Consider the following 22,002-nt stretch of genomic DNA (forward strand, 5'->3'; position numbering starts at 1 on the left):
TGTCGGTCGGCGGCGGGATCGCTCCAGTATCGGCGATCCCGCCCCCGCCGCGTCAGCCGTGCGCCGTGTCCAGCGCTGCACGCAGCTCGGCGACCAGCGCGCCGACCTCGGCCGGGGTGGCCCCGTCGAGGACGCGGCGCATCAGCGCCGACGCGACCACGACTCCGTCGGCGGCGTGCGCCCCGGCCACGGCGTGCTCGGGCGTGGAGACGCCGAACCCGAGCAGCACCGGCAGGTCCGCGTGGGTCTTGAGCCGGGCCGCGAACTCGCCGGCCGACGCGGGCAGCTCGGCCCGCTCCCCGGTGGTGACCATGCCGGTCATCGCGTACACGAAGCCGCGGCTGCGGGCCGCGATCTCCCGCAGCCGCGACGGTGCGCCGCTGGGCGCGGCGACCAGGGTCAGGTCCACCTCCGCAACGGCTGCGGCCTGCTCCAGCTCCGCCAGCTCCTCCAGGGGCAGGTCGGGCACGATCAGCCCGCGCACTCCGGCCTCGGCCAGCTCGGCGCAGAACCGCGCGGGCCCCTCGCGGGCCACCAGGTGGTAGTAGGTCATCACGACGAGCGGCACGTCCACCCGCACCCGGCGCAGGTCGGCGAGGATGCCGCGGACCGTCGCGCCCCGGTGCAGGGCCCGCTCGGAGGCCTCCTGCACGGTCGGGCCGTCGATCATCGGTTCGGAGAACGGCAGTCCGATCTCGACGGCATCTGCCCCGGCCTGCTCGTACGCCGTCAGGAAGTCGGTCCAGTCGGCGCTGATGCCGCCGGTCACGTAGGGCACGAGCAGCTTGCGGCCGGCGTCGCGGCGCTCGCGCAGGCGAGGCCCGACCGCCACGCCGGAAACGATGGTCACTGTGTCGACGGTCGTCACGGGATCTCCATCAGGGTCGTGGTGTCCTTGTCGCCGCGGCCGGACAGGGTGATCAGCACGGTCGCGCCGGGCGGCAGCTCGCCGTCGCGGGCGGCGCGCAGCACCCAGGCGATCGCGTGCGCCGACTCCAGCGCGGGCAGGATGCCCTCGCTGCGGGCCAGCCGCCGCACCGCGTCGATCACCTCGGCGTCGGTGACGGTGACGTACCGGGCCCGGCCGAGGTCGTGCAGGTGGGCGTGCTCCGGGCCGATGCCCGGGTAGTCCAGGCCGGCGGCGACCGACTCGGCCTCCAGGATCTGGCCGTGCTCGTCCTGGATCGCGTACGAGCGGTGCCCGTGCATGACGGCGACCTTGCCGCCCGCGATCGCCGCGCCGCCCGCGGCCTCGACGCCGACCAGCTGCGCGGAGGTGTTGGCGAACCCGGCGAAGGTGCCCGCGGCGTTGGAGCCGCCGCCGACGCAGGCGACGACGTAGTCGGGGATCGCGGCGGGCAGCTCGGTGGCGCACTGGGCGCGGGCCTCGGAGCCGATGACCCGCTGGAACTCGCGCACCATCCACGGGTACGGGTGCGGTCCCATCACCGAGCCGAGGCAGTAGTAGGCCTCGTCGGCGCAGGTAACCCAGTGCCGCATGGCCTCGCTCGTGGCGTCCTTGAGGGTGCGGCTGCCGCTGGTGACCTCGACGACCTCCGCGCCGAGCAGCCGCATCCGGTGCACGTTGAGCGCCTGGCGGACCATGTCCTTGTGCCCCATGAACACCGTCACCGAAAGGCCCAGCAGCGCGCCGGCGGTCGCGGTCGCCACGCCGTGCTGGCCCGCGCCGGTCTCGGCGATCAGCCGGGTGCGGCCCATCCGGCGGGCCAGCAGCGCCTGCCCGAGCACGTTATTGATCTTGTGGGAGCCGGTGTGGGCCAGGTCCTCCCGCTTGAGCAGGATGTCGACGCCCAGCTCGGCGGACAGGTTCCAGGCCGGGGTCAGCGGGGTGGGCCGCCCGGCGTACACGGTCAGCAGCCGGTCGAGGTCGCGCCGGAAGCCGGCGTCGGCCCACGCCTCCCGGAACGCCTGCTCGACCTGCGCGCAGGCCGGCATGAGCGCTTCGGGCACGTAGCGCCCGCCGTAGTCGCCGAACCGGCCGGCGGCGCCCGGGTCGTGCATCAGCCCTGCGGCGGGCAGCAGCGCGGGCAGGCCCGCGGCGGTGATGGCACCCACAGTTCCTCCAACTGTTCTAGAACTGTTGCCCATAGTGGCACAGCGAAGGGCCGCCCCGCCAGTCGGCGGGACGGCCCTTCGGAGATCCGTCAGCGCTTGGCGCGCTCGACGACCTCCTCCGTCGTCAGCGGGCTCTTCGGGTGGTGGCTCAGGCACAGCGAGCCGCGCATCTTGCGGAACGCGAAGCCCTCCCCCGAGGCGTAGAACTCGCCGGTCCCCAGCCGCGAGATGTCGGGCACGTCCGCGCCCTTGGCCCGCGCCATCTCCCGCGCCGCCTCGATCTGCGCCGGGGCGTTGAGCAGCCCGAAGAACTGCGTCGCGGCGTTGCCGGAGATGCGGTTGTGCAGCCCCTTGGGCGCCTGCGTGGCGAAGACCAGGCCCAGGCCGTACTTGCGCGCCTGCGAGGCCAGCGCCAGCGTGCTCTGCGTACACGCCGTCAGCGGCCCGGACGGGGCGAAGGTCTGCGCCTCGTCCATCACCAGCAGCCCGCCCAGCGGCCGGTCCCCGGCCGGGTTCTTCTTGATCCAGGCGAACAGCGCCAGCTGCAGCTGGTTGACGAAGCTCTGCCGCTGCTGCTCCGACGGCAGCCCGACCAGGCTGATCACCGACACCCGGGCGCGCTTGCCGGGCGCGGGCGTCAGCAGCAGGCCCGGGTCGACCGGTGCCCCGCCGCCGCCGAACAGGGCGTCGGTCACCATCGCCGCGGTCAGGTTCTGCGACAGCTCGAACGCGATCTTCTCGGCGTCCTCCAGCTGGCTCACCCCGTCCGGCAGCGCGCTGAGCACTCCGACGAACGCCCGGATGCCCTCGCCGCCGCTGCGCGCGAAGTGCCGCAGTGCCTCGTTGAGCACCGCCTGCCCGCGCATCGCCTTGGCGGTGCCGCCGTCCACCTTCGCCCGCGGCGCGAGGCTGGCCACCGCGGCGTCGATGGCGGCCCCGAACTCGTCGGCGTCGTCGCGGATGGTCGCGAACTCCGGCAGCGGCTGGAAGCTCAGCGGCCGCCCGGCCTCCCGCCGCGGCGTCCACACCACCACGTCGGTGTGCGCCAGGTACTCCGCCGAGCGCGCCGCGTCGCCGGCCGACCAGCCCGCGGGCGGCTCGGGCCAGGGGTCGCCCAGGCGCGCCAGGTCGTTGTTGGGGTCCAGCACGATCGTGGACACGCCCTGCAGCGCGCACTCCTCGACCAGCCGCCGGATCAGCACCGTCTTGCCGGACCCGCTGCCCGCGAAAATCGCGGTGTGCTTGCGCAGCGACTCCAGATCCAGCCGCACCGGCTCCCCGTCGTCGTAGCCCGCGCCGAGCGTGATCGTGTGCGCTGGCGCGGGCTCACGCGCGGCCGGCTCGCCCGCCGACCCGCCGGAGACGTTCACGCCGACGTCGGCGGCACCGTCTGCCTCGGCTCCGGCTTGCGCCGTCGCGCTCGGCTCCCGCGCCGTTTCGCCACTGCCGGTCTGCGCGTGTACCGCCTGGTCCCGGCGGCGTTCGGCGGCCTGCTCGGCCACGGCGATCTCGGCCACGATCTCGCCGAGCACCGTACGCAGCAGCATCGTGCGCCCGGCCGGGCGGCGGTCGGCCAGCCAGGCGGCCAGGCCGGAGTCCCGCTCGGCGAGCAGCTGCCGCAGCGCGGCGAAGGTGCGCAGGTCGTCCTCGCCGAGGCTCAGCCGGGTGCCGCCGTCGGCGGCGAACGCCTTCAGCACCTCCTGCGTCTTCGCGCCCTTGTTCCAGTCGATGTTGCGCAGCAGGAACAGTTTGCGTTTGCCGATGCCCCGGCTCAGGCCCGCGCTGGTGCGCGCAGCCTGCAGCCGCGACAGCGCGGCGATCGCGTTGGTGTGCGCGATCGCCCGGAACGACCAGTGCTGCTCGTCCTCGGTGGCCTCGTCCAGGCTGCGCCGCAGCCGGGCGTGCAGCGGCACCTTGCCGCCCTGCGGCGGGTCGACCCGGAACGCCCGCCCGGCCTCGCCCAGTTCCTCGATCCACGCGGACAGCCCGGCGGCCAGCAGCTCCGGCATCTCGCCGTCCTCGGTCGGCCCTGCCAGCGCCGGTCCCACGTCCGCGCTCTCGCGCAGCTCGGCGAAGCGCCGGTCCAGTTTGTCGTCGAGCACCTCGGCGGGCACGAGCACGGCGGCGCGGTCCTCGGACTCGGTGAAGCCGGCCAGCTCGCGCGCCGCGCCCTCGCGCAGGCAGGCCTGCACGTGCTCGTTGATCCGGTTGATGAGCAGCCGCGGGGTGAACACGGTCGCCTCGGCGAACGCCTCCTCCCGCACCGGCCAGGTCGCGTACGGCGGCACGAAGCCCAGCTCGCCGAAGCGCACCGCGAACCGCTTGGCGACGATGTCGCGGGCGATGTCGGCGCTGGCGATGCCCTTGAGTGTGACCGGCTCGCGGAACCGGTCGGCGACCGACTTGGTGGCCCGGGTGCGGATCAGCGTCCAGGTCGAAGGCAGGCAGGCCAGCACGGTCAGGGTGCGCCGGGTGGTCTGGCGCAGCGCCATCAGGCCGTCCGCGATCTGGTTGATCAGCTGGGTCTGCTCGGCGCTCTCCGTGCCCGCCTCCTTGAGCGCGGTGCTGTTCCACAGCTGGGCCACCAGCGTGTCGATCTGGTCGATGGCGACCACCGTAGGGCCGGTCAGCGCCAGCAGCTGCGACAGCTCCTGCATGACCAGCTGCGGTGGCTTCTGCACCGGGTGGATGCCCCACTCCTGGCGCTCGCCCGGCTCCATCTCCTGCATCGACTGCAGGTACGTGTAGCCGACGTCCTGCGCGGCCGGGTCGTCGGCGGCCCCGAGCAGCGCGAGCGCCCGCGCGGTGTGGTGGCAGGCCATGCCGACGGGGCCGTCGAAGCGGCGCAGCGCCGCGGCGAACTCGTCGAGGTGGGCCCGGGTCAGCGGAGCACGGCCGGTGACCGCCGCCGCGGCCTGCTCGGGCACGCCGGCCGCGGTGCACAGCCGATCCATGAACACCGACAGCTGGCTGCCCTGGCCGAGGTGGTCGCGCTGGAGCCCGTTGACCACGGCCAGCGTGGCGCTGGACCAGAACGCCGCCCCGTCCAGCAGCCCGACCAGGAAGAAGTAGCCGCCGCCGCGCTGGGTCTGCTCGCGTATCCAGCCGAGCAGGTGCGTCTTGCCCGAGCCGGGCTGGCCCTGCATGGCGATACCGATCGGACTGCCGTCGGGGCTGCGCCGGGCGTCGTCCAGACCGTGCAGGATGTGCCGCACCACGTCGTCGTGCAGCGCCTCGACGTGGAACGGCGAGCCGCGCCAGACGTCGTCGGGCACCGGGGCGACGTCGAAGCGCAGGTTCGCCAGCGCCCTGCGCTGCTCCGGGTTCATGCCGCCTCGATCGACAGCAGGTGCTTGTCCTCACCACCGATGTGGATCGCGGCCGCGCGGTCCTCGTCAGTGAGCGTCTTCTGGTTGTCCTCGGGCACCAGCACGATGGCCCCGCCGACCGCCATCTTCATCAGTGCCGCGTCGACCTCGGCGGCGGATGCCCCGGTCAGCTCCCGGCGCAGGTCGGTGAGGCTGACCCAGGCCTGCGGCGCGTCGGCGAGCTTGTCGTACGCGGTGCGCACCCGCTTCTCCAGCCCGCGCTTGACGACCGGCTTCACCTTGGCCACCGGCTGCGGCACGGGCGGCGGGGTGCTGGCGGTGAACAGGTCGGGCAGGCTCAGCTCCGCCCGGCGCAGGTAGCGGTCCACCGCGCCGAGCAGCGCGTGCAGCGCCGGGTAGGCCGGACCGGTGCCCTTGACGTACTCCGCCTCCAGCTCCCGCTTGCACTGCGCCCAGCCCTCGTCGGTCAGCTCGTGCACCAGCGCGCCCTTGGCACCCTTGCGCTTGGTGGCGAACTTGTTCTCGACCAGGGCGCGGCTGTCCGCGCCGGTGATCGAGACGCCGTAGCGCGCCAGCAGCTCGCTGTTGGAGACCTCGCGGGCCTCCGCCATCAGCAGCAGCAGGCACGCCTTCTCCGAGGGCTTGAGCTTGGTCATTTCTTCTCCTTGTGCGCGTCGGTGCGTCGGGATCGGAGGTACTGCTCCAGGTGTGCCAGCACCTGGCCGAGTTCGGTGAGGACCTGGTGGTTGGTGAAGCGCAGCACGGCGTAGCCGTCGAGTTGCAGCAGCACGTCGCGGCGGCGGTCGTGGGCGAACTTGCGCGGGCCGCGGTGCTCGTCGCCGTCGATCTCCACGGCACAGCGCTCGTCGTGCCACACCAGGTCGATGACGTAGTGCGGGCGGGCCGCGTACCGGCGGTTCCAGATGCGGCCGGCGGCCCAGGCCGCCTCGACCAGCGCCGCCTCCAGCGCGGTCTCCGCGGCGCTGTCCGCGCGCGGGCGGCCCTCGACCGGCGGATACGTCAGCGTCGCCGGGGGCGGCCCGGCCGCGGGAGCATCGTCCGCCGTCGCGACCAGCTCGGCGACGTGCTCAGGCAGCCGCACCGGCCGCACCGTGACGCGAGCCGCGTCGGGCAGGTCGGCTCCGGCCAGCCATACCGCGAATCCGCCGTGCGCGGCCAGCCATTCCCCGGCGGCGGCCAGCGCCAACTGCTGCGGCCCGGTCAGCCCCGCGGGCACGTCGACCAGCAGTGCGGCGCTCGCCCGCCGGTAGCTCTCGGCGACCACGCGGGCCAGTCCCGCGGCCCGCACCTCGGGCGCGAACCGGCCCGCGATCGGTCTCCGTCGCGCCGCGTGTGCCGGACCGGCACGCTCACGCAGCGCCTGCTCGGCCAGATCGGCCAGAAATGGCCCGAAGTGGCGTGATCCGGCGGCCTGCTCGATCGCCAGCGCCCGGACCGCGGGCACGCCGCCGCCACCCGGCCCTTCGAGCTGTTCGGCGGTGGGCAGCCAGGCCGGGAACAGCCGCGACGCGGCGGACTCCAGCTCGGTCAGCGCGCACGCCACGATCTCGGCGGCGGAGGCCGAGGCGGGTGGGCGGAAGGTCAGCACCGCGGGCGCGTCGTCCGGCAGCGGTGTCAGCGCGAGCTCGATCACCTCCGTGGACGCGCCCCGCAGGCGGGTGACCCGGCCTGCCGGTGAATGCGTCCAATGTGGTGTCATGCCTAGAGATCTCCCCAGCTGCGACTCCTGGTGATTCTGTCGCTGCACTGGGTAGACGGCAACCGGACATTCGGCCCTAGACAACGCTGTCGGGTCGGGAAGACTGCCGGTTCGTCCTATCCCGAACCGGCCCCGCCGCGCTCACTCCTCGAAGAGGTGGACGGCGCTGGGCCGAGGCTCGTCCGGCAGGTGGCGCAGCGTGGCGGTCACCTCGGCGAGCAGTTCGAGTTGCTCGGGCACCTGGATCGAGACCCATTCCGGGGCCAGCCCGGCGACGACCGGGAGCAGCCCGAACGCCACGGGAACCCACTGCTCGTACACCCGGCCTGCCTTCGCCGTGCGGTAGGAGGCCGCACGGTAGGCAGCGCCGTCGGGGAAGGCCAGCTCCAGCCAGAGTCCTTCGGCGAAGCGGGCCGCCGCCGACCCGGCGGGGGCGTCGTGGGCGAGGTGCACCCGCAGCCGGTACGGCGACACCGGGAAGTACTGCCCGCTGCCGAAGACCCCCAGGTGGTACCGGTCGATCTTGGCGGAGCGGGCGATCGGGTCACGGTCGTGCGCGTCGAGCAGGTAGCCCTCCTCGGGGCAGAACGGCGTCACCGCCTGGTACTCCAGCACCCGGGTGAACACGTCGATCTCCACGTCGAGGGTCACCGGGCCGTCCGGTGTGCCGACCGCGACCCGCTGCGACAGGTATCGGGTGCCCTTGCCGAAGAAGCCGTACTGGAAGCGCACCAGCGCGAACGGTTCGTCGAGCGCGGCCGCGGCGACGGGGTGCTCGGCGGCGCGCCGGGGTTCGGGCCGGTAGGAGCCGGTCACCTCCTCCCGCGCGGGCAGCCGCTCCGCCAGCCGCTCGGCCTGGGCGCGCAGTGCCGGCAGCCGGGGCGCGAACTGCTGCCGCCGGGTCTCGTACAGGTCCTTCGGCCGCCGCTGCGACCGCTGCCAGCGCTCGCCGGTGTGCCGGCGGATGTCCTCGAACTCGGCGGTGGTGGCCGGCTCGGCGCCCATGGCTCGGGCCACTCGACGGCCGATCTCCTCGCTGACGTAGAGGTAACGGTCGTCGTCGTAGATGCTGTCCGGCTTGGACGAGCGGAACCAGCGCCGGTGCGCGTGACTGAGGGCGACGTGCGTGGGCCAGTCGAACATGGTGTACCACTTGGCGTCGTCGTCGGAGGCGACGTAGACCCGGATGCGCTCCGGTGCGAGCCTGGCCGCCTTCGCCACCCAGCCCCGGCCCGACGCACTCACGCTGACCAGCTGGTATCCGCGCTCGCTGAGCTGCCGGTAGACCCGCTCGGCGGTGAACGGCTCGGTGTCGAACACCAGCGCGACCTCCTCTCCGAACGACACCCGGGCCACGTAACGGTAGCCGCAGAGCCGCTCGACGCGCTCGCTGAGCCGGGTGCCCGGCGGTTGGTGCAGGGTCGCGGGCCGAAGGCGCGACGGCGGCTCGCCGGGGGCCGGCTGCTCCAGGCAGAGCAGCCGGCGGCCGGTGGTGAGCAGATAGAGCCGATGGTCGGCGGCGGTCATCGCGCGCACGCCGAAGCCCTCGTCCCCGAACGCCGCCGGATGGCGGTCGGGGCGGGTACCGCCGTCGCCGATCAGCTCCTCCAGCCGCACTTCCCAGCACAGCGCGCCGTCGGCGGCCACGGCCCGGACGGCGGTCCCGGCGGCGTGGTAGGTCAGCGCACCGGCGCGGCACTCGGCCTGCACCACGAGGCCGTCGTGCGAGCGCAGCGGCGGCGGTGCGGGAGCGGGGCCGGGCAGTGGGCGGCCGGACACCTCGGCGTCGGTGATCACGTCAACCTGGAACGGCTGCCCACCCGACTCGGCGAACACCGTGCGGGCGGCGTACCCGACGAAGCGGCCGTGGCCGAGGCGGCGCTCGCGGCCGCTGTCCGGATCGTAGGAGTGATATCCGCGCTGCCCGTCCCGCCAGACGATCAGCCCGTGCCCGTTGACGGCGATGCCCGGCGGCGGCTCGGCGGGGTTGCCGTGCGCGGTGTGCGCGACCTGCCAGCGGAGCACCGGTGCGCCGCTGATCGGCGTGAGGTCGGTGTCGCCGGCCGGCCCGCGTACGGTCTCGCCGAGCGGCCATCGGCAGGTGCCGGGGGACCCGGCTTGCCAGGTCGCGTCGAGCCAGTCGGCGGGCAGGCCGTGCCGGTCGCCGAGCAGCCGCAGCGCGCGCAGCCCTTCGGCCAGGTCCGGTTCGGCCGCGAAGGCGCCCTCCCATGGGTTGCCCAGCATCCGGCCGTTGACCTCGTGCAGCGCGGCGGCGGCCCGGCTCGCGGCGCGGCCGCACATCACCGCCGCGTAGGACAGCAGGTCGCCGTCTTCCTGCTGCGGATGCACGCGGCAGGCCGACTCGACCTGGTCCGGCCCGGCCGGCTCGGGCAGGGCCGCCGCGACGTCGCGGGCGATCCTGCCCAGGTGGGTGCGGTGAGGGTCGGCCTTGTCCGCGGCCGTGGTCAGCACGTCGGACAGGTAGCGGGCCAGCTGCTCCGCCGACGCCGCGTACAGCCGGCCGAGCAGGTCGCCGGAGGGCGGCGCGGTCGGCTGCCGCGGGGCGAGCACGCTGGACGCGCCGAGAATGCGGCGACCTCCGGACGGGGGTGCCGCCGGGCCGCCCAGGGCGGCCAGCAGCCTGGCACGGTCGTGCTGGAGGTGGCGCGCTGCCACGTCCAGCACGGTGTCGTCGTCCACACCGGGGAAGAGATAGCCCAGTGCCACGCCGCCCGCCCACTGCGCGTCCACCAGCAGCCGTGCCGTCGTGAGCAGCCCGGCGTCGGTCTCCGCGTCGGCGGCATGCCCGGCGGTCGTGACGGCTCGGCACCGTGCCAGCGCCAGGTGTGCCCAGTCCAGCGCGGGTCGGCTGTCGGTGGGCCGACCGCGCCGATTGATGAGCGGCTCTGGCGCGGGTGAGGGCGCGCCCTCCACCGTGGTCCGGGCGGCCGGATCGACCAGTGCCCGCAACTCCTGCATCCGACCCCAGAGCGTGTCGGCACGGGCGACGAGTTCTGCGCGGCGGCCTGCCCGGTGCGCCGGGGCCAGCGCGGCGACCGCCTGCGCCAGCGCCTGCTCCCAGCCCGGCTCGGCGGCCGGCGGCGGAACGGCGGGCCGGGTGTCCGTGCGCGGCGGGCCGGCGTCGACAGCGAGCACCGGCGGCTGCCCGCCCTGGCGCAGCGCGCGGATCACGGCCAGCGGCCAGGCTTCGGCGTTGGTGAGCCGACGGTGCAGACCGGGGTCGCACCCGGCGGCGGTGTACAGCTCGGCAGTGACCCGCTCCCAGCTGACGCCGGTCGTGTACCGGTCGAGGACCTTTTCCCGCAGCGCCTTCGCGACGGGCTCGAACCGGTGCCGCAGGGCGAGCCGCCGCTGCGGCACGGTCCATCCGGCCGCGTCCGCATGTTCGCGGAGCCTGCTCGCCAGCGCGGCCAGCCGCAGCGCGTACTCGCGCAGGCGCAGTAGGGCGACCGTCTCCGAGCCGGGTGGTCCGGCGGCCCGCAGGATGATCGGTTCCGCCGGGCTGGCGCCCGTGTACCAGGCGCGCAGTTCGGCGGCGGCGACGGACAACGGGTGGTCCGGAGTGGACGCCGCGCCCAGGCGGAGCCGGTCGGCGCGCTCGGCGGCCGGGTGGAGTTCGGCGACGGTGTGCCGCAGCCAGCGGTCGAACTGCGCGGGGTGGAGCTCCAGCAGCAGGTTCGCGAGGTCGTCGGCGGAGGGTTCAGGCGCTCCGGGATACGGCGTGCCTGCCCGCTCGGCGATCAGCCGGTCGACGTCTTCCCACTCCCCCGCCATCCGAGGGAGTGTAGCGATCTCGGGTGCGGCGTCAGGTGCCGTAGACCTCTTCGAGTTCGAGCTCGAAGTCGACGCCGTGCTTCTTGAACCAGGTCAGCGGGTCGTGCGCAACGCCGTCGACGTGGATCTCCAGGTGCAGGTGGGTGCCGTACGAGTAGCCGGTGTTGCCGGCCATCCCGATCACGTCGCCGGCCTGGACCCGGTCGCCCGGCTTGACCAGCACCCGACTGGAGTGCCCGTACAGCGTCTGCAGGCCGTGCCCGTGGTCGACGATGATCGAGTTGCCGTAGCCGCCGTTCCAGCCGGCCTGCACCACCACCCCGCCGCGCACCGCCATGTACGGCGTGCCCTCGGCGATCCCGGCCAGGTCGAGCCCGCGGTGCGGCCGGCCCCAGCGCATGCCGTAGCGGGAGCTCAGCGTGTATCCGTGCAGCGGCAGCACCCACGCGTCGGGGGCGTCCTGGCTGATGGAGGTGCTGAGCTGGCGGTCGCCCCGGTTGGGGCGGGCGGCGGTGTCGCCCCGGGCCGCGTCGGCGAATGCCGTCAGGTGCTCGCCGGAGGTCTCCGCCTTCGCGTCGGGCACGACGGCCGCGGCGCCGAAGGCCACGATGCCCGCTCCGGCGGCGGCGGTGGCCAGCACGGTGGCGTACCTGCTCCGCGACGGGGTGCCCGCGCGGCGCCGCCCGCAGTAGCGGTCGGCCTCCCTGACCAGCTCTGGCCGATAGCGCACGACCACACCCTTCGGTCACGTCGGGCACCGGTCCGTCCGGAGCCCCATTCAGGCGAGTCGCCCTCGCCAGGGATGGCACTGCAGGACAACGTAACCAAATCGGGCACTAGACACAAGTCAGTAGACATGCCAAAAATGCAACTTAAATCCTAAATCAACTCACATTCACGTTCGGCCCACCGGTGCCCGAGCCTGTGCGGCCGCCGGGAAAAATCCGTCAGTGGGCAGCATCACGGGCCCCGTGGCGAAGGTTCTCGCCGAACGCGGCCGGGAGCCGGCACACCACCCGTCCACCCACCGGACTTCTTCGGGATCGATCGGGCATTTCGGCGCACCTCATGCGGCACGAATCCCCTGCCGTCGGCGCGGCGGGCAGGATAACGCGCCCGCGCCACCCACCGGTTCGGCGTTCAGCGAAAGCTCAGACATCCGACGCACGATGGCCGTGCTTCACCCGAAACCGCAGGGCCCCGTTTCCGTTGTCTCGCTTGACAACGGAGGTTTGGTCGGCGGCGGCATCGGGCAGCAACGATGCACCGAGACAGTGGAGGCATGATGACAACGCTGGAAGGCACGCTCGACAACGCACAACTCGGCGTGCTGTTGAAGGCACGCTACGAGGAGGCGGCCGAGCAGCTGCGGGTGCAGAGCGAGTCCGTCCGGCAGCTGCGCCGCTCCGGTGACCAGGGCCCCGGCGACGTCGCCGACGCGGGCACGATGGTCTCCGACACCGAGCAGCAGGACCTGCTCACGGCCGCGCTCGACGACCACATGCGCAAGCTGTCCGACGCGCTGGCCCGGTTCGAGCGCGGCTCGCTGGGCACCTGCGACGGCTGCGGGCAGCAGATCCCGCCCGCCCGCATGGAGATCATGCCCTGGTCGACGCACTGCGTGAAGTGCCAGGCGGCCGCCGAGCGCCGGCACTGACCGTCCGCTGACGCGAAGGCCCGTCCCCGCCGGCGGCGGTGGGGACGGGCCTTCGTCCTGGCGTCAGGCCGGCACGGGCGCGGCGTGGATGAGGCGGATGACCCGCTGGCTCACCGCGTCGTAGTCGTGGTCGTTGACCAGCTCGCCGCGTACGGCGGCCTCGCCCATCACCGCGATCCGGTCGGCCAGCGTGACGATCTCCGGCAGGTCGGACGAGATGAGCAGGATGGCCATGCCCTGTCCGGCAAGCCGTGCGATCAGCTCGTGGAACGCGGCCTTGGTGCGCACGTCGATGCCGACCGTCGGCTCGTCCACGATGAGGATGTCGCAGCTCGCGGCAAGCCACTTGGCGAGGCTGACCTTCTGCTGGTTGCCACCGGACAGCTGCCCGGCGAGCTGGTTCGGCGAGGCGGCCCGGATGCCCAGCAGCTCGGTGTACTCGGCGACGACGTCGCGCTCGGCGCGGTCCGGGATCAGCCCGAAGCGGGCCAGCCGCCGCCAGACGGTCACGCCGACGTTGCGGGTGATCGGCTGCTCCAGGAACAGGCCCTCGCCCTTGCGATCCTCGGGCACGTAGCCGATGCGGTGGCGGCGCAACGCCTGCCCGACGTCGCGGATGCGCACCGGCGTCCCGTGCACCCTGACCTCGCCGCCGGTGACCTCGTCCAGCCCGAGCAGCGCCTTGGCCAGCTCGGTGCGTCCCGCGCCGACCAGGCCGTACAGGCCAAGGATCTCGCCGCGGGCGACGGTGAGCGAGACGTCGCGGTGGCCGTGGCGGGTGCTGAGCCCGGCCAGCTCCAGCGCGGGGGTCGCGGTGCGGTCCACGGTGCGGGCGGTGAGTTCGACGGAGGCGTACGCCCGGCCGACCATCAGGTCCACGATCTCGTCGCGGGTGTACCCCGACAGCGGCTGGGCCTCGGCGACGCTGCGACCGTCGCGCAGCACGGTGACCGTGTCGGCGACCGCGAACACCTCTTCGAGCTTGTGGCTGACCAGCACCACGGCGTGGCCGGTGGCGGTCAGCTTGCGCACGATGGCGTACAGCCGGTCGGCCTCGTCCCCGGTCAGCGACGCCGTCGGTTCGTCGAGCAGCAGCACCCGGGTGTCCACCGACAGCGCCTTGGCGATCTCGACGAGCTGCGCCTGCGCCACCGACAGCTCCGCGACCCGGGTGTCCGGGTCGAGGTCCAGGTCGAGCAGGTCCAGGCAGCGGCGGGCCTGCGCCCGCATGCGGGTCCGGTCGACCATGCCGAGCCGGTTCGGCAGGTGCTGCAGGGCGATGTTCTCCGCGATGGAGAACTCCGGGACCAGGTTACGTTCCTGGTGCACCACGCCGATACCCGCGTGCAGCGCTTCGAGAGGACTGCCGAAGTGCACGTCGTCGCCGTCGAGCACGACCCGGCCCGCGTCGGGGCGGTACACCCCGGTCAGGATCTTCACCAGGGTGCTCTTGCCCGCGCCGTTCTCGCCGAGCAGCGCGTGCACGCTGCCCGCGGCCAGGCGCAACGTCGCGCCGTCCAGGGCCCGTACGCCCGGGAAGGCTTTGGTCAGGCCTTCGGCCAGCAGCATCACGACGACCTCCGGGACAGCTTGGCCCGGATCGCGCCGGACAGCACCACACCGAGCACGACCGCTCCGACGATGAGGTCGACCCAGCGCCGGTTGATGGCGAACTGGGCCTGTGCCACGTCGACCAGCCGCACGATGAACGCGGCCAGGCTGGTGCCCAGCACGCTGACCACGCCGCCGGCCAGTGCGACGCCGCCGATGATCGGCGCGGCGAAGCTGGGCAGCAGCAGGTCGTCGCCGATGGTGGCGTTGACCGAGCCGGACTGGGCCAGGGTGAGCACCGCGGCGACCCCGGCCAGCAGCCCGGACAGCGCGTGCGCGAGCACGATGGACCGGTCGTTGGACACCCCGGACAGCCGGGCGGCGAACGGGCTGCCGCCGCTGGCCAGCAGGTGCCGGCCGGGCACGGTGCGGGCGAAGAAGAACCACACCATGGCCGCGACGGCGCAGGCGATGAGGAAGACGACCGGCAGCCCGAGCAGCGAGGCCTGGCCCAGTTCTTCGAGCCCGGCGGAGTAGTCCTGATAGGTGCCGGGGCCGTTCACGCCGTACCGCAGGCCGTCGATGATCGTCATCGTGGCGAGCGTGACGATGAAGGCGTTGATCCTGGTGAACACGACCAGCAGCCCGTTGCCCAGACCGACGGCCGCGCCGAGCAGCATCGCGGCGAGCACGGCCAGCGGTGCGGGCAGCCCGGCCTCCAGCATGGCCCAGGCGGCGACCATGGCGCAGAAGCCGGTGAGCACGCCGACGGACAGGTTCATCTGGCCGATGGCCAGCACCACCATCTGGGCCAACCCGATGATCATCGGTACGGCGAGGAAACGGAAGAACGCCGCGAGGGTGCCCGCGGACAGCATGTTGCCGTCGGTGGTCAGCGTCAGCGCGACGAAGCCGATGACGGCGAGCGTCACCAGTGTGAACTCCGACGTGCGCACGGTGCGCCGCAGCCGGCTCGGGGCCGCCGCGGCCGGGGCCTTCGCCCGGGGCGCGGTCTTCTCGACGGTGCTGGTCATGCCGGGACCCCCCGCCGCTCGGCGAGCACGTGGCGCAGCCGGTCCAGGGACAGGGCGGCCAGCAGCACCAGGCCGATGTAGAGCTTCAGCTCGTCGACCTGGAACTGCAGCAGGTTAAGGCCCTTGTAGATGACCTGGGTGATGGCGGTGCCGAGCACCGTGCCGAGCACGCTGACCGCGCCGCCGACCAGCAGCGTGCCGCCGAGCACCGGGGCGAGGAAGGACGGCAGCAGGAAGCCGTCGCCGACCCCGGCCGAGAACGAGCCGTTGTTGGCCGACAGCAGGAACCCGGCGAGCCCGGCCAGCAGCCCCGACAGGGCGTGGGCCTGCACGACCCGCCAGCCGACTCCGATGCCGGACAGCTCCGCGGCCTTGGCGTTGGCCCCGGTCATCAGCACCTCGCGGCCGACCCGCGACCACCGGAACAGCAGTCCCACGCCGAGCACGGCAATGAGCGCGATCGGGGCGAGCAGCGGGATCTCCGGCCCGCACACGTCCCCGGCGCAGTAGTCGGCGAAGGTGTCGGTGCGCAGCGCGGACATGCCCGCGGGCAGTCCGTTGAAGGCCACGCCGTCGGTGAAGGTGGCGTACAGCAGCGACACCAGGCCGATCAGCGCGAAGTCCAGGGCCAGCGTGACCACGAACGAGTTGACGCCGGTACGCGAGATGATGAGCCCGGCCAGCGCGCCGAGCAGCGCGCCCACCGCCAGGCCGCCGGCCAGCGCCACCAGCAGCGGCGCGTCGAGCCGGTCGTGCAGCAGGCCGGAGGCGAACGCGCTCATCGCGGCCATCCGGCCGACGGCCATGTTCATGTGGCCCAGGGAGAGCACGGCGAGCTGGGACAGCCCGACGACGGCGTACACGCTGATGTCGGCCTGCATGGGCACCAGCGTGAGCTGGGTGTTCAGGAACGCGGGCCGCAGCGTGGTGAACAGCGCGATCAGCGCGATCAGCAGCACGACGAGCCCGATCCGGGGGTTGGCCCACAGCGGCAGGCGCGCGGGCGGCCGCTGCTCGGGGGTGGTTTCCTCTTGCTTCACTGCACTCTCCGGGTGGTGGGGCACGGCGGCGACGAACGCGCCCCGGCCGCGTGGGGGGTGAGGCCGGGGCGCGTCCGTCACCGGCCGGGGCCCGCTCGCCCCGGCCGTCAGCGGATCACTTGGCGCAGGTGAGGTACTTGCTGTCGAAGTCGGACTTGAGCGAGTCGGTCTTGGCGGCGCGGTCGTTGTCGTAGGTCGCGACGTTGGCCGTGGTGACCACGAAGGAACCGGAGTCGATGATGACACCGGGGGTGGCCATGGTGCAGCCCTCGGACAGCTTCACCAGCGCGTACGAGCCGACGTACGCCTGGCCGACCGGGTTCTGCAGGACGGTCGCGGCGACCTCGCCGGCCTTGATGCCCGCGATGATGGTCGGGTCGTCGTCGATGGCGATCACCTTGATCGGCAGCTTGGCCTGCTTCACGCCGCCGGCCGCGGCCACGGCCGGGTTGTAGGCGGTGGTGACGATCGCGTTGACCTGGCTGCCCTTGGCGGCGAGCAGGTCGGCGACGGCCTTCTGCGCGGTTTGCAGGTCCTTGTCGATGTCGGTGATGGTGTCCAGCAGCTTGACCTTGCCGCCGGTCTCGTCGACGGCCTTGCTCACGCCCGCGATGCGGCGCTGGGTGTTGGAGTCGACCTTGTTGCCGGTGAGGTGGACCAGGTTGCCCGCGCCGCCCATGGCGTCCACGGCCGCCTTGGCCGCCTTGTACGCCGCCTCCTGCACGTCGGTGGACAGGCAGAAGTCGGCGAGGTTCTTGTCGCCCGCCGGGCAGGAGGCCAGCGAGCCGACGTGGAAGCCCTGCTTCTTGAGGTTCTCGAAGGTGGAGTTGATGCTCTCCGGCGCGACGCCGAAGATGCCGAACGCGTTGTAGCCCTGCGCGGCCAGCGAGGTGAGCACGTCGTTCTGCTTGGTCTGGTCCCAGCCGGCGGTCTCGTTGAACGTCACGTCGCCGAACGCGAAGTCGGTCTTGGCCTTGCCGCCGGCGTCCTTCCACGGCTGGAAGTACGGGTGCGCGCCACCGGGAACCAGCGCCACCTTCACCTGGGCGGCGGTCAGCGCGGTCGCGCCGCCGTCGGGGGTTTCTTCCTTCTTGGTGCAGGCCGCCGCCGCGATCACCAAAGCGAGCACGCCGACGGTGGAGCCCAGTCGAACAAGCGGCCTCATGCCGAGTTCCTTCCCTAGTCAGGCACTTCGAGTCGTCAAAATCCTATAGGATATTTCCTAGATGTTTACTCGGTCACGTAGCGGCAGTCAAGCCCTGCGCCGTAACGACCTGATCGGACATGGAAATACGAAAACGCTCTCCAGGCAACAGTTCGCCGCCCCCGCGAAACAATCACGAGGGCGGCGAGCTGCGGTGCGGTGGGTGACGCGGGACGAGGCCTCCACGCCACCCACCCGGTCAGCCGGGGACGATGTCGAACTTCTCCCATCCCCCGATGGCGGTGCGGTTGGCGACCAGCGCCGCCGCGCCCGCGTTCTCGGCGGCGACGTAGCGGTTGTTGGCCGTGGCCAGCAGGCTGACGCTGCCGTCGCTGTTGGCCACCACGCGGAAGGTCTCCCACGTCCCGGCCGCCGTCGCGTTCGCGATCAGCGGCGCGGTGCTGTCGGCGTGCACGAACCGGGTGTTGACCCGGGCGCGCAGTGCGATGAGGCCGCCGCCCAGGTCGACACGGTCGAACTGCTCCCACGGGCCGACCGAGGTGCGGTTGGCGATGAGCGGGGCCGCGCCCGCGCTCTCCGCAGCCACGTACCGGTTGTTGACCCGGGCCCGCAGGCTCACCACGGACGAGGGCGCGGGCGGGTTGTAGCGGTCCACCCAGTACTTGGTGCGGGTGAGGTAGGCCGTCTCGGCGGCCGTACCGGTGAGGCCGTACGCGCCCGAGAAGGTCTGGTAGTTGTTGCCCGCGGGCGGGGTGGCGTGCGCCGGTTCGATGGACGAGCCCTCGTGCCACTCGTTGAACGAGGTGATCGACACCCAGCTCGGCGGGCCGCCGTTGGCCGCGGCCAGGGCGTTGCCCCACTCGCGGTCGTAGGTCGCGCCGTTGTCGCGCCCGAGCGTGGGCGTGGTGTTGCCGGGCACGGCCCGGTCGTCGATGTAGCCGGGCCCGACGGACGGGGCCCAGACCAGGCCGTTGGCCTTGCAGAAGGCGCTGGCGTCGGCCCAGCCGGGCGCGGTCGTCCCGGCGATGGCGTCATAGGTGTACATGCCGCCGAAGTGCGCCACCTTCGAGGTGTCGGTGGTCTGCGCCAGGATGATGTTGGCGCTGCGCAGCGGCGCGATCGGGGCCCAGTCGGCGGTGCGCAGGCTCTCGAACACGTAGAACGCGGGCCGGTTGCCGTTGGCGGCGTCGCGGTGGTACGCCGGGTGCGAGCCGTACCGGCTGTTGAGGTAGTTGACGTCGGCGACCGTGGACGCGGCGGTGCGCCCGGCGTAGGGCTCCAGGTGCCACGCGACCTTGATGCCGTGCTGATCGGCCGCGTTGAGCACCCCGGGAACGAGGCGGTCCTCGTAGGAATTCTGGCCCCACCAGCTGTAGACGATGACACCCACCCCGGCCTGGGCGATCCAGGCCATGTGCTGGTTGACGGCCCCGGCGTAGTCGCCGGAGTCGTACGCGCCGAGCTTCGGGTACAGGTTGGCCCCGATCGCGTTGGGCGGGGTGAAGCCGCCCTGCTGCCAGTGCCGGTAGGAGCCGTTCACGGCGGGGCTGCCGTACCAGGAGTAGTAGAAGATGTGCACGTTGGACGCGAGCGGGGCGGCGGCCGCCTGGGCCGCCGCGATGACCGGTGCCGCCACCGGCGGGGGCGCCGACGCCGCGGGTGTCCCCGACAGCGCCAGCGCCAGCCCGACGGCCGGCAGCAGGACGGACCAGGTCCGCCTGATGCGATTCATGAGGTGTCCCCTTCCGGGACGCGGGCGTTACTGCGTGATCAGGTCGAACTTCTCCCAGGGGCCGATCGCGGTCCGGTTGGCGATCAGTGATCCGGCGCCGCTGTTCTCGGCCACGACGTACATGCCGTTGACCGTCGCGCGCAGGCTGACGCTGCCGTCGGAGTTGTTGACCAGGGTGAACGTCTCCCACGAGCCGGCCGCCGCCCGGTTGGCGAGCAACGGGTTCGCGCCCGCGTTCTCCGCGCAGACGAACATGTTGTTGGCCTTGGAACGCAGGGCGTAGTTGCCGCCGCCCAGGCTGACCAGGTCGTACAGCTGCGTGGTGCCGACGGTGGTGGAGTTGGCGATCAGCGCCGTGGTGGCGTTGGCCGCGGTGACGTACTGGCTGTTGACCCGGGCCCGCCACGCGACCACCGGGTTGGCCGGCGGTGTGCCGGTGGTGAAGGTGAACGAGTCGACGTCGAACAGGTTGCCCGAGCCGCCCTTGAACACCAGGTACAGCGTCGTCGTGCCGGACGGCGCGCCGGACAGGTTGGCGGTGACGTTGGTGAACGTCTCCCAGCTGCCGGTCACCGGCACGGTGACGGTGCCGAGCAGGGTGCCGGTGGCCGAGCCGGTGCGCACCTCGATGGTGCCGCCCGCGCCCGCCGAGGAGACCCGTGCGGTGAACTGGGTCGCGTTGCCCACGATGTACGGGTTGTACGAGATCCAGTCGTTGTTCTCGATGAACCCGGCGGTGCGCCCGCCCTCGGCCGCCGCGTGGTCGGCCGGCTGCACGCCCGAGGTCGCGCCGTAGTGCTCGCCCTGGCGCTTCTTGGGCTGCAGGGTGCGGGTGCTGCGCGAGGTCAGCCCGCCGTTGTCGGTGTAGGCCGCGTCGATGACGCCGAAGATGTTCGCCGCGGCGTCGTGCTCGCCGTCGACCGGGATGGTGATGGTGCCCGAGCAGCCCGTCTTCGAGGTGATCTGGTGGGCGTGGCTGTCGTGGCCGAGCGAGTACGTTACCGTCACCCGGGAACAGTTGATCGTGCCGTCCTCCGGGTCGCTGACGGTGACGTTGAACGACACCGTGTCGCCGAAGGTGAACAGCTGGCCGTTGCCCGGAGTGGTCAGGTTGATCGTCGGGGCGGTGTTGCCGACCGTGACGACCAGGCTGGCCGTGCCGGTCAGGCCGCCCGGGTCGGTGACCCGCAGGGTCGGGCTGTACGTGCCGTTGGCCGTGTACGTCTTGGTCGGGTTGGCCGCCGTCGACGTCGTGCCGTCGCCGAACGTCCACAGGTAGCTCAGCGCCCCGCCCTCGGGGTCGGAGCTGCCCGCCGAGGAGAAGTTCACGGTCAGCGGGGCGGCCCCGGAGGTCTTGTCCGCGGCGGCCTTGGCGACCGGGTTGCGGTTGGCCCCGCCGATGTACTCGATGCGGAACAGGCCCTGGTTGTTGGAGCCGGTGCCGTAGTCGAGCACGTACAGCGCCCCGTCCGGGCCGAAGGCCATGTCCATGACCTGGGTGCCGGTCCACGGGAACGCCGAGATCTCGCCGGGCGTGCCGTCGGCGTTCAGCGCGATCGCCTTGATCCAGCGGCGGCCGTACTCACCGGCGAAGTAGCGCCCGTCCATGGACTGCGGGAACTTCACCGTCGAGGTGGAGGAGGCGTTGTAGCGGTACACCGGGCCGCCCATCGGCGACTCGGAGCCGCTGCCGAACTCCGGCGGGCTGCCGGCGTCACCGCCGTAGCGGATCCAGCTGGGCCGGGCCGCGGGCAGGGTGGCCTGGCCGGTGTTGCGGAACGAGTTGTTGGCCGGGCCGCTCGCGCAGTTGTACTTCGCGCCGGTGCTGTTGGTGGCGAAGTTCCACTCGTTGTACGTCTCGCTGGTGGTGTTCGTGCCCGTGCAGTACGGCCAGCCGTAGTTGCCCGCCGAGGTGATCCGGTTGAACTCGACCTGCCCGCTCGGGCCCCGGTTGGCGTCCGTGGTGCCCGAGTCGGGGCCGTAGTCGCCGAGGTAGACGATGCCGGTGGCCTTGTCCACGCTCATCCGGAACGGGTTGCGGAAGCCCATCGCGTAGATCTCGGGCCGGGTGTTGGCGGTGCCGGGCGCGAACAGGTTGCCCGACGGGATGGTGTAGCTGCCGTCGGCCTGCGGCTTGATGCGCAGCAGCTTGCCGCGCAGGTCGTTGGTGTTGGACGAGGAGCGCTGCGCGTCGAACTGCGGGTTGCGGTTGGTGCGCTCGTCGATCGGGCTGTAACCGGCCGACTCGAACGGGTTCGTGTCGTCGCCGGTGGTCAGGTACAGGTTGCCCGCGGCGTCGAAGTCGATGTCGCCGCCGACGTGGCAGCACTGGCCGCGGTCGTTGTCGACCTGCAGGGTGATGCGCTCGCTGCCGGTGTTGACGGTGTCGTCGGCGTTGAGGGTGAACCGGGACAGCCGCAGGTGGCCCTTCCACGGCGCGAAGTCCGCGGCGGTGCCGGTGACCGGGGCGTCGCCGCCGGGGGTGCTCAGCGGCGGCGAGTAGTACACCCAGATGTAGCGGTTGCTCGCGAAGTTCGGGTCGACCGCGATGCCCTGCAGACCCTCCTCGTCATGGGTGTACACCGACAGCTTGGCCGCCTGCTTGGTGTTGCCGTTGACGTCGGTGACCCGGATCGTGCCGTCCCGGGCCGTGTGGATCACCGACCGGTTCGGCAGCACCGCCAGCGACATCGGCTCGCCCAGCTCGGCCGAGCCGGTGGCCAGCGACACCTGCTGGTAGTCGGCCGCCGGGATCGGCGCGGCCTGCGCGGCGGGCGCGCCCGCCGTCACCGACACCGCGGCGCTCGCGGCGAGGGTGGCGGCGGCGGTGAGCCACAACCGCCACCGGGGGATCTTTCTCATGGGCTTCCTTCCGAGGGGGGTGGGGGTGCCCCGGCGCGCAG

General features: G+C 72.6%; 14 protein-coding genes. 1 reads left to right on the forward strand and 13 read right to left on the reverse strand.

The window, feature by feature from the left end; all coding sequences use genetic code 11:
• Positions 1-52 precede the first annotated feature (52 nt).
• The 7 genes from trpA to AB0B66_RS19905 form a co-directional block, all read right to left on the reverse strand.
• Positions 53-868: a tryptophan synthase subunit alpha gene (gene trpA / locus AB0B66_RS19875; protein WP_360531489.1), complete on the reverse strand. Its 816-nt coding sequence runs from the start codon at positions 866-868 to the stop codon at positions 53-55.
• Positions 865-2,022: a tryptophan synthase subunit beta gene (gene trpB / locus AB0B66_RS19880; RefSeq protein ID WP_360531891.1), complete on the reverse strand. Its 1,158-nt coding sequence runs from the start codon at positions 2,020-2,022 to the stop codon at positions 865-867. The genes trpA and trpB overlap by 4 nt, the downstream gene beginning before the upstream one ends.
• A gap of 143 nt (positions 2,023-2,165) precedes the next feature.
• Complete coding sequence (locus AB0B66_RS19885; RefSeq protein ID WP_360531492.1) at positions 2,166-5,405, reverse strand: DUF87 domain-containing protein; 3,240 nt, start codon at positions 5,403-5,405, stop codon at positions 2,166-2,168.
• Entirely contained in the window at positions 5,402-6,061 is a 660-nt protein-coding gene (locus AB0B66_RS19890) for a hypothetical protein (protein ID WP_360531495.1), read from the reverse strand. Before AB0B66_RS19890 ends, AB0B66_RS19885 begins: the two co-directional genes overlap by 4 nt.
• The gene (locus tag AB0B66_RS19895) at positions 6,058-7,125 is read right to left on the reverse strand and encodes a DUF559 domain-containing protein (protein WP_360531498.1); all 1,068 of its coding nucleotides are present in this window, start codon (positions 7,123-7,125) and stop codon (positions 6,058-6,060) included. Before AB0B66_RS19895 ends, AB0B66_RS19890 begins: the two co-directional genes overlap by 4 nt.
• Before the next feature lie 141 nt (positions 7,126-7,266).
• Positions 7,267-10,920 carry a hypothetical protein gene (locus AB0B66_RS19900; protein WP_360531501.1) on the reverse strand — a complete coding sequence of 1,218 codons (3,654 nt, stop codon included), beginning with the start codon at positions 10,918-10,920 and terminating at the stop codon, positions 7,267-7,269.
• 31 nt (positions 10,921-10,951) lie between these two features.
• Positions 10,952-11,650, reverse strand: a complete 699-nt coding sequence (locus AB0B66_RS19905; RefSeq protein ID WP_360531504.1) for a M23 family metallopeptidase — start codon at positions 11,648-11,650, stop codon at positions 10,952-10,954.
• Between the two features lie 555 nt (positions 11,651-12,205).
• Here AB0B66_RS19905 and AB0B66_RS19910 point away from each other — a divergent pair.
• Complete coding sequence (locus AB0B66_RS19910; RefSeq protein WP_360531507.1) at positions 12,206-12,577, forward strand: TraR/DksA C4-type zinc finger protein; 372 nt, start codon at positions 12,206-12,208, stop codon at positions 12,575-12,577.
• Between the two features lie 63 nt (positions 12,578-12,640).
• Here the strand turns inward: AB0B66_RS19910 and AB0B66_RS19915 are convergent, their stop codons facing one another.
• The 6 genes from AB0B66_RS19915 to AB0B66_RS19940 form a co-directional block, all read right to left on the reverse strand.
• On the reverse strand, positions 12,641-14,146 hold the full coding sequence (locus tag AB0B66_RS19915) for a sugar ABC transporter ATP-binding protein (protein WP_360531510.1): 1,506 nt from the start codon (positions 14,144-14,146) through the stop codon (positions 12,641-12,643).
• A complete protein-coding gene (locus tag AB0B66_RS19920) occupies positions 14,146-15,162 on the reverse strand; it encodes an ABC transporter permease (RefSeq protein WP_360531513.1) in 1,017 nt (338 codons plus the stop codon). Before AB0B66_RS19920 ends, AB0B66_RS19915 begins: the two co-directional genes overlap by 1 nt.
• On the reverse strand, positions 15,159-16,202 hold the full coding sequence (locus AB0B66_RS19925) for an ABC transporter permease (protein WP_360531516.1): 1,044 nt from the start codon (positions 16,200-16,202) through the stop codon (positions 15,159-15,161). The genes AB0B66_RS19920 and AB0B66_RS19925 overlap by 4 nt, the downstream gene beginning before the upstream one ends.
• Positions 16,203-16,317: 115 nt before the next feature.
• A complete protein-coding gene (locus AB0B66_RS19930; RefSeq protein WP_360531519.1) occupies positions 16,318-17,367 on the reverse strand; it encodes a substrate-binding domain-containing protein in 1,050 nt (349 codons plus the stop codon).
• A gap of 238 nt (positions 17,368-17,605) precedes the next feature.
• A complete protein-coding gene (locus tag AB0B66_RS19935; RefSeq protein ID WP_360531522.1) occupies positions 17,606-19,099 on the reverse strand; it encodes a glycoside hydrolase family 99 protein in 1,494 nt (497 codons plus the stop codon).
• Between the two features lie 27 nt (positions 19,100-19,126).
• Positions 19,127-21,961 (reverse strand): PQQ-dependent sugar dehydrogenase, encoded by a 2,835-nt coding sequence (locus tag AB0B66_RS19940; RefSeq protein ID WP_360531525.1) that lies wholly within the window; start codon positions 21,959-21,961, stop codon positions 19,127-19,129.
• Between the last annotated feature and the right edge of the window lie 41 nt (positions 21,962-22,002).

It is taken from the genome of Catellatospora sp. NPDC049111 (assembly GCF_040648615.1).
GTDB lineage: Bacteria > Actinomycetota > Actinomycetes > Mycobacteriales > Micromonosporaceae > Catellatospora > Catellatospora aurea.

What these genes read in the sequence shown, in the direction of transcription:
- trpB (WP_360531891.1), bottom strand. Translation starts at nt 2,022, where the DNA reads ATGCACGACCCGGGCGCCGCCGGCCGGTTCGGCGACTACGGCGGGCGC.
- AB0B66_RS19885 (WP_360531492.1), bottom strand. Translation starts at nt 5,405, where the DNA reads ATGAACCCGGAGCAGCGCAGGGCGCTGGCGAACCTGCGCTTCGACGTC.
- AB0B66_RS19890 (WP_360531495.1), bottom strand. Translation starts at nt 6,061, where the DNA reads ATGACCAAGCTCAAGCCCTCGGAGAAGGCGTGCCTGCTGCTGCTGATG.
- AB0B66_RS19895 (WP_360531498.1), bottom strand. Translation starts at nt 7,125, where the DNA reads ATGACACCACATTGGACGCATTCACCGGCAGGCCGGGTCACCCGCCTG.
- AB0B66_RS19900 (WP_360531501.1), bottom strand. Translation starts at nt 10,920, where the DNA reads ATGGCGGGGGAGTGGGAAGACGTCGACCGGCTGATCGCCGAGCGGGCA.
- AB0B66_RS19910 (WP_360531507.1), top strand. Translation starts at nt 12,206, where the DNA reads ATGACAACGCTGGAAGGCACGCTCGACAACGCACAACTCGGCGTGCTG.
- AB0B66_RS19915 (WP_360531510.1), bottom strand. Translation starts at nt 14,146, where the DNA reads ATGCTGCTGGCCGAAGGCCTGACCAAAGCCTTCCCGGGCGTACGGGCC.
- AB0B66_RS19920 (WP_360531513.1), bottom strand. Translation starts at nt 15,162, where the DNA reads ATGACCAGCACCGTCGAGAAGACCGCGCCCCGGGCGAAGGCCCCGGCC.
- AB0B66_RS19930 (WP_360531519.1), bottom strand. Translation starts at nt 17,367, where the DNA reads ATGAGGCCGCTTGTTCGACTGGGCTCCACCGTCGGCGTGCTCGCTTTG.
- AB0B66_RS19935 (WP_360531522.1), bottom strand. Translation starts at nt 19,099, where the DNA reads ATGAATCGCATCAGGCGGACCTGGTCCGTCCTGCTGCCGGCCGTCGGG.
- AB0B66_RS19940 (WP_360531525.1), bottom strand. Translation starts at nt 21,961, where the DNA reads ATGAGAAAGATCCCCCGGTGGCGGTTGTGGCTCACCGCCGCCGCCACC.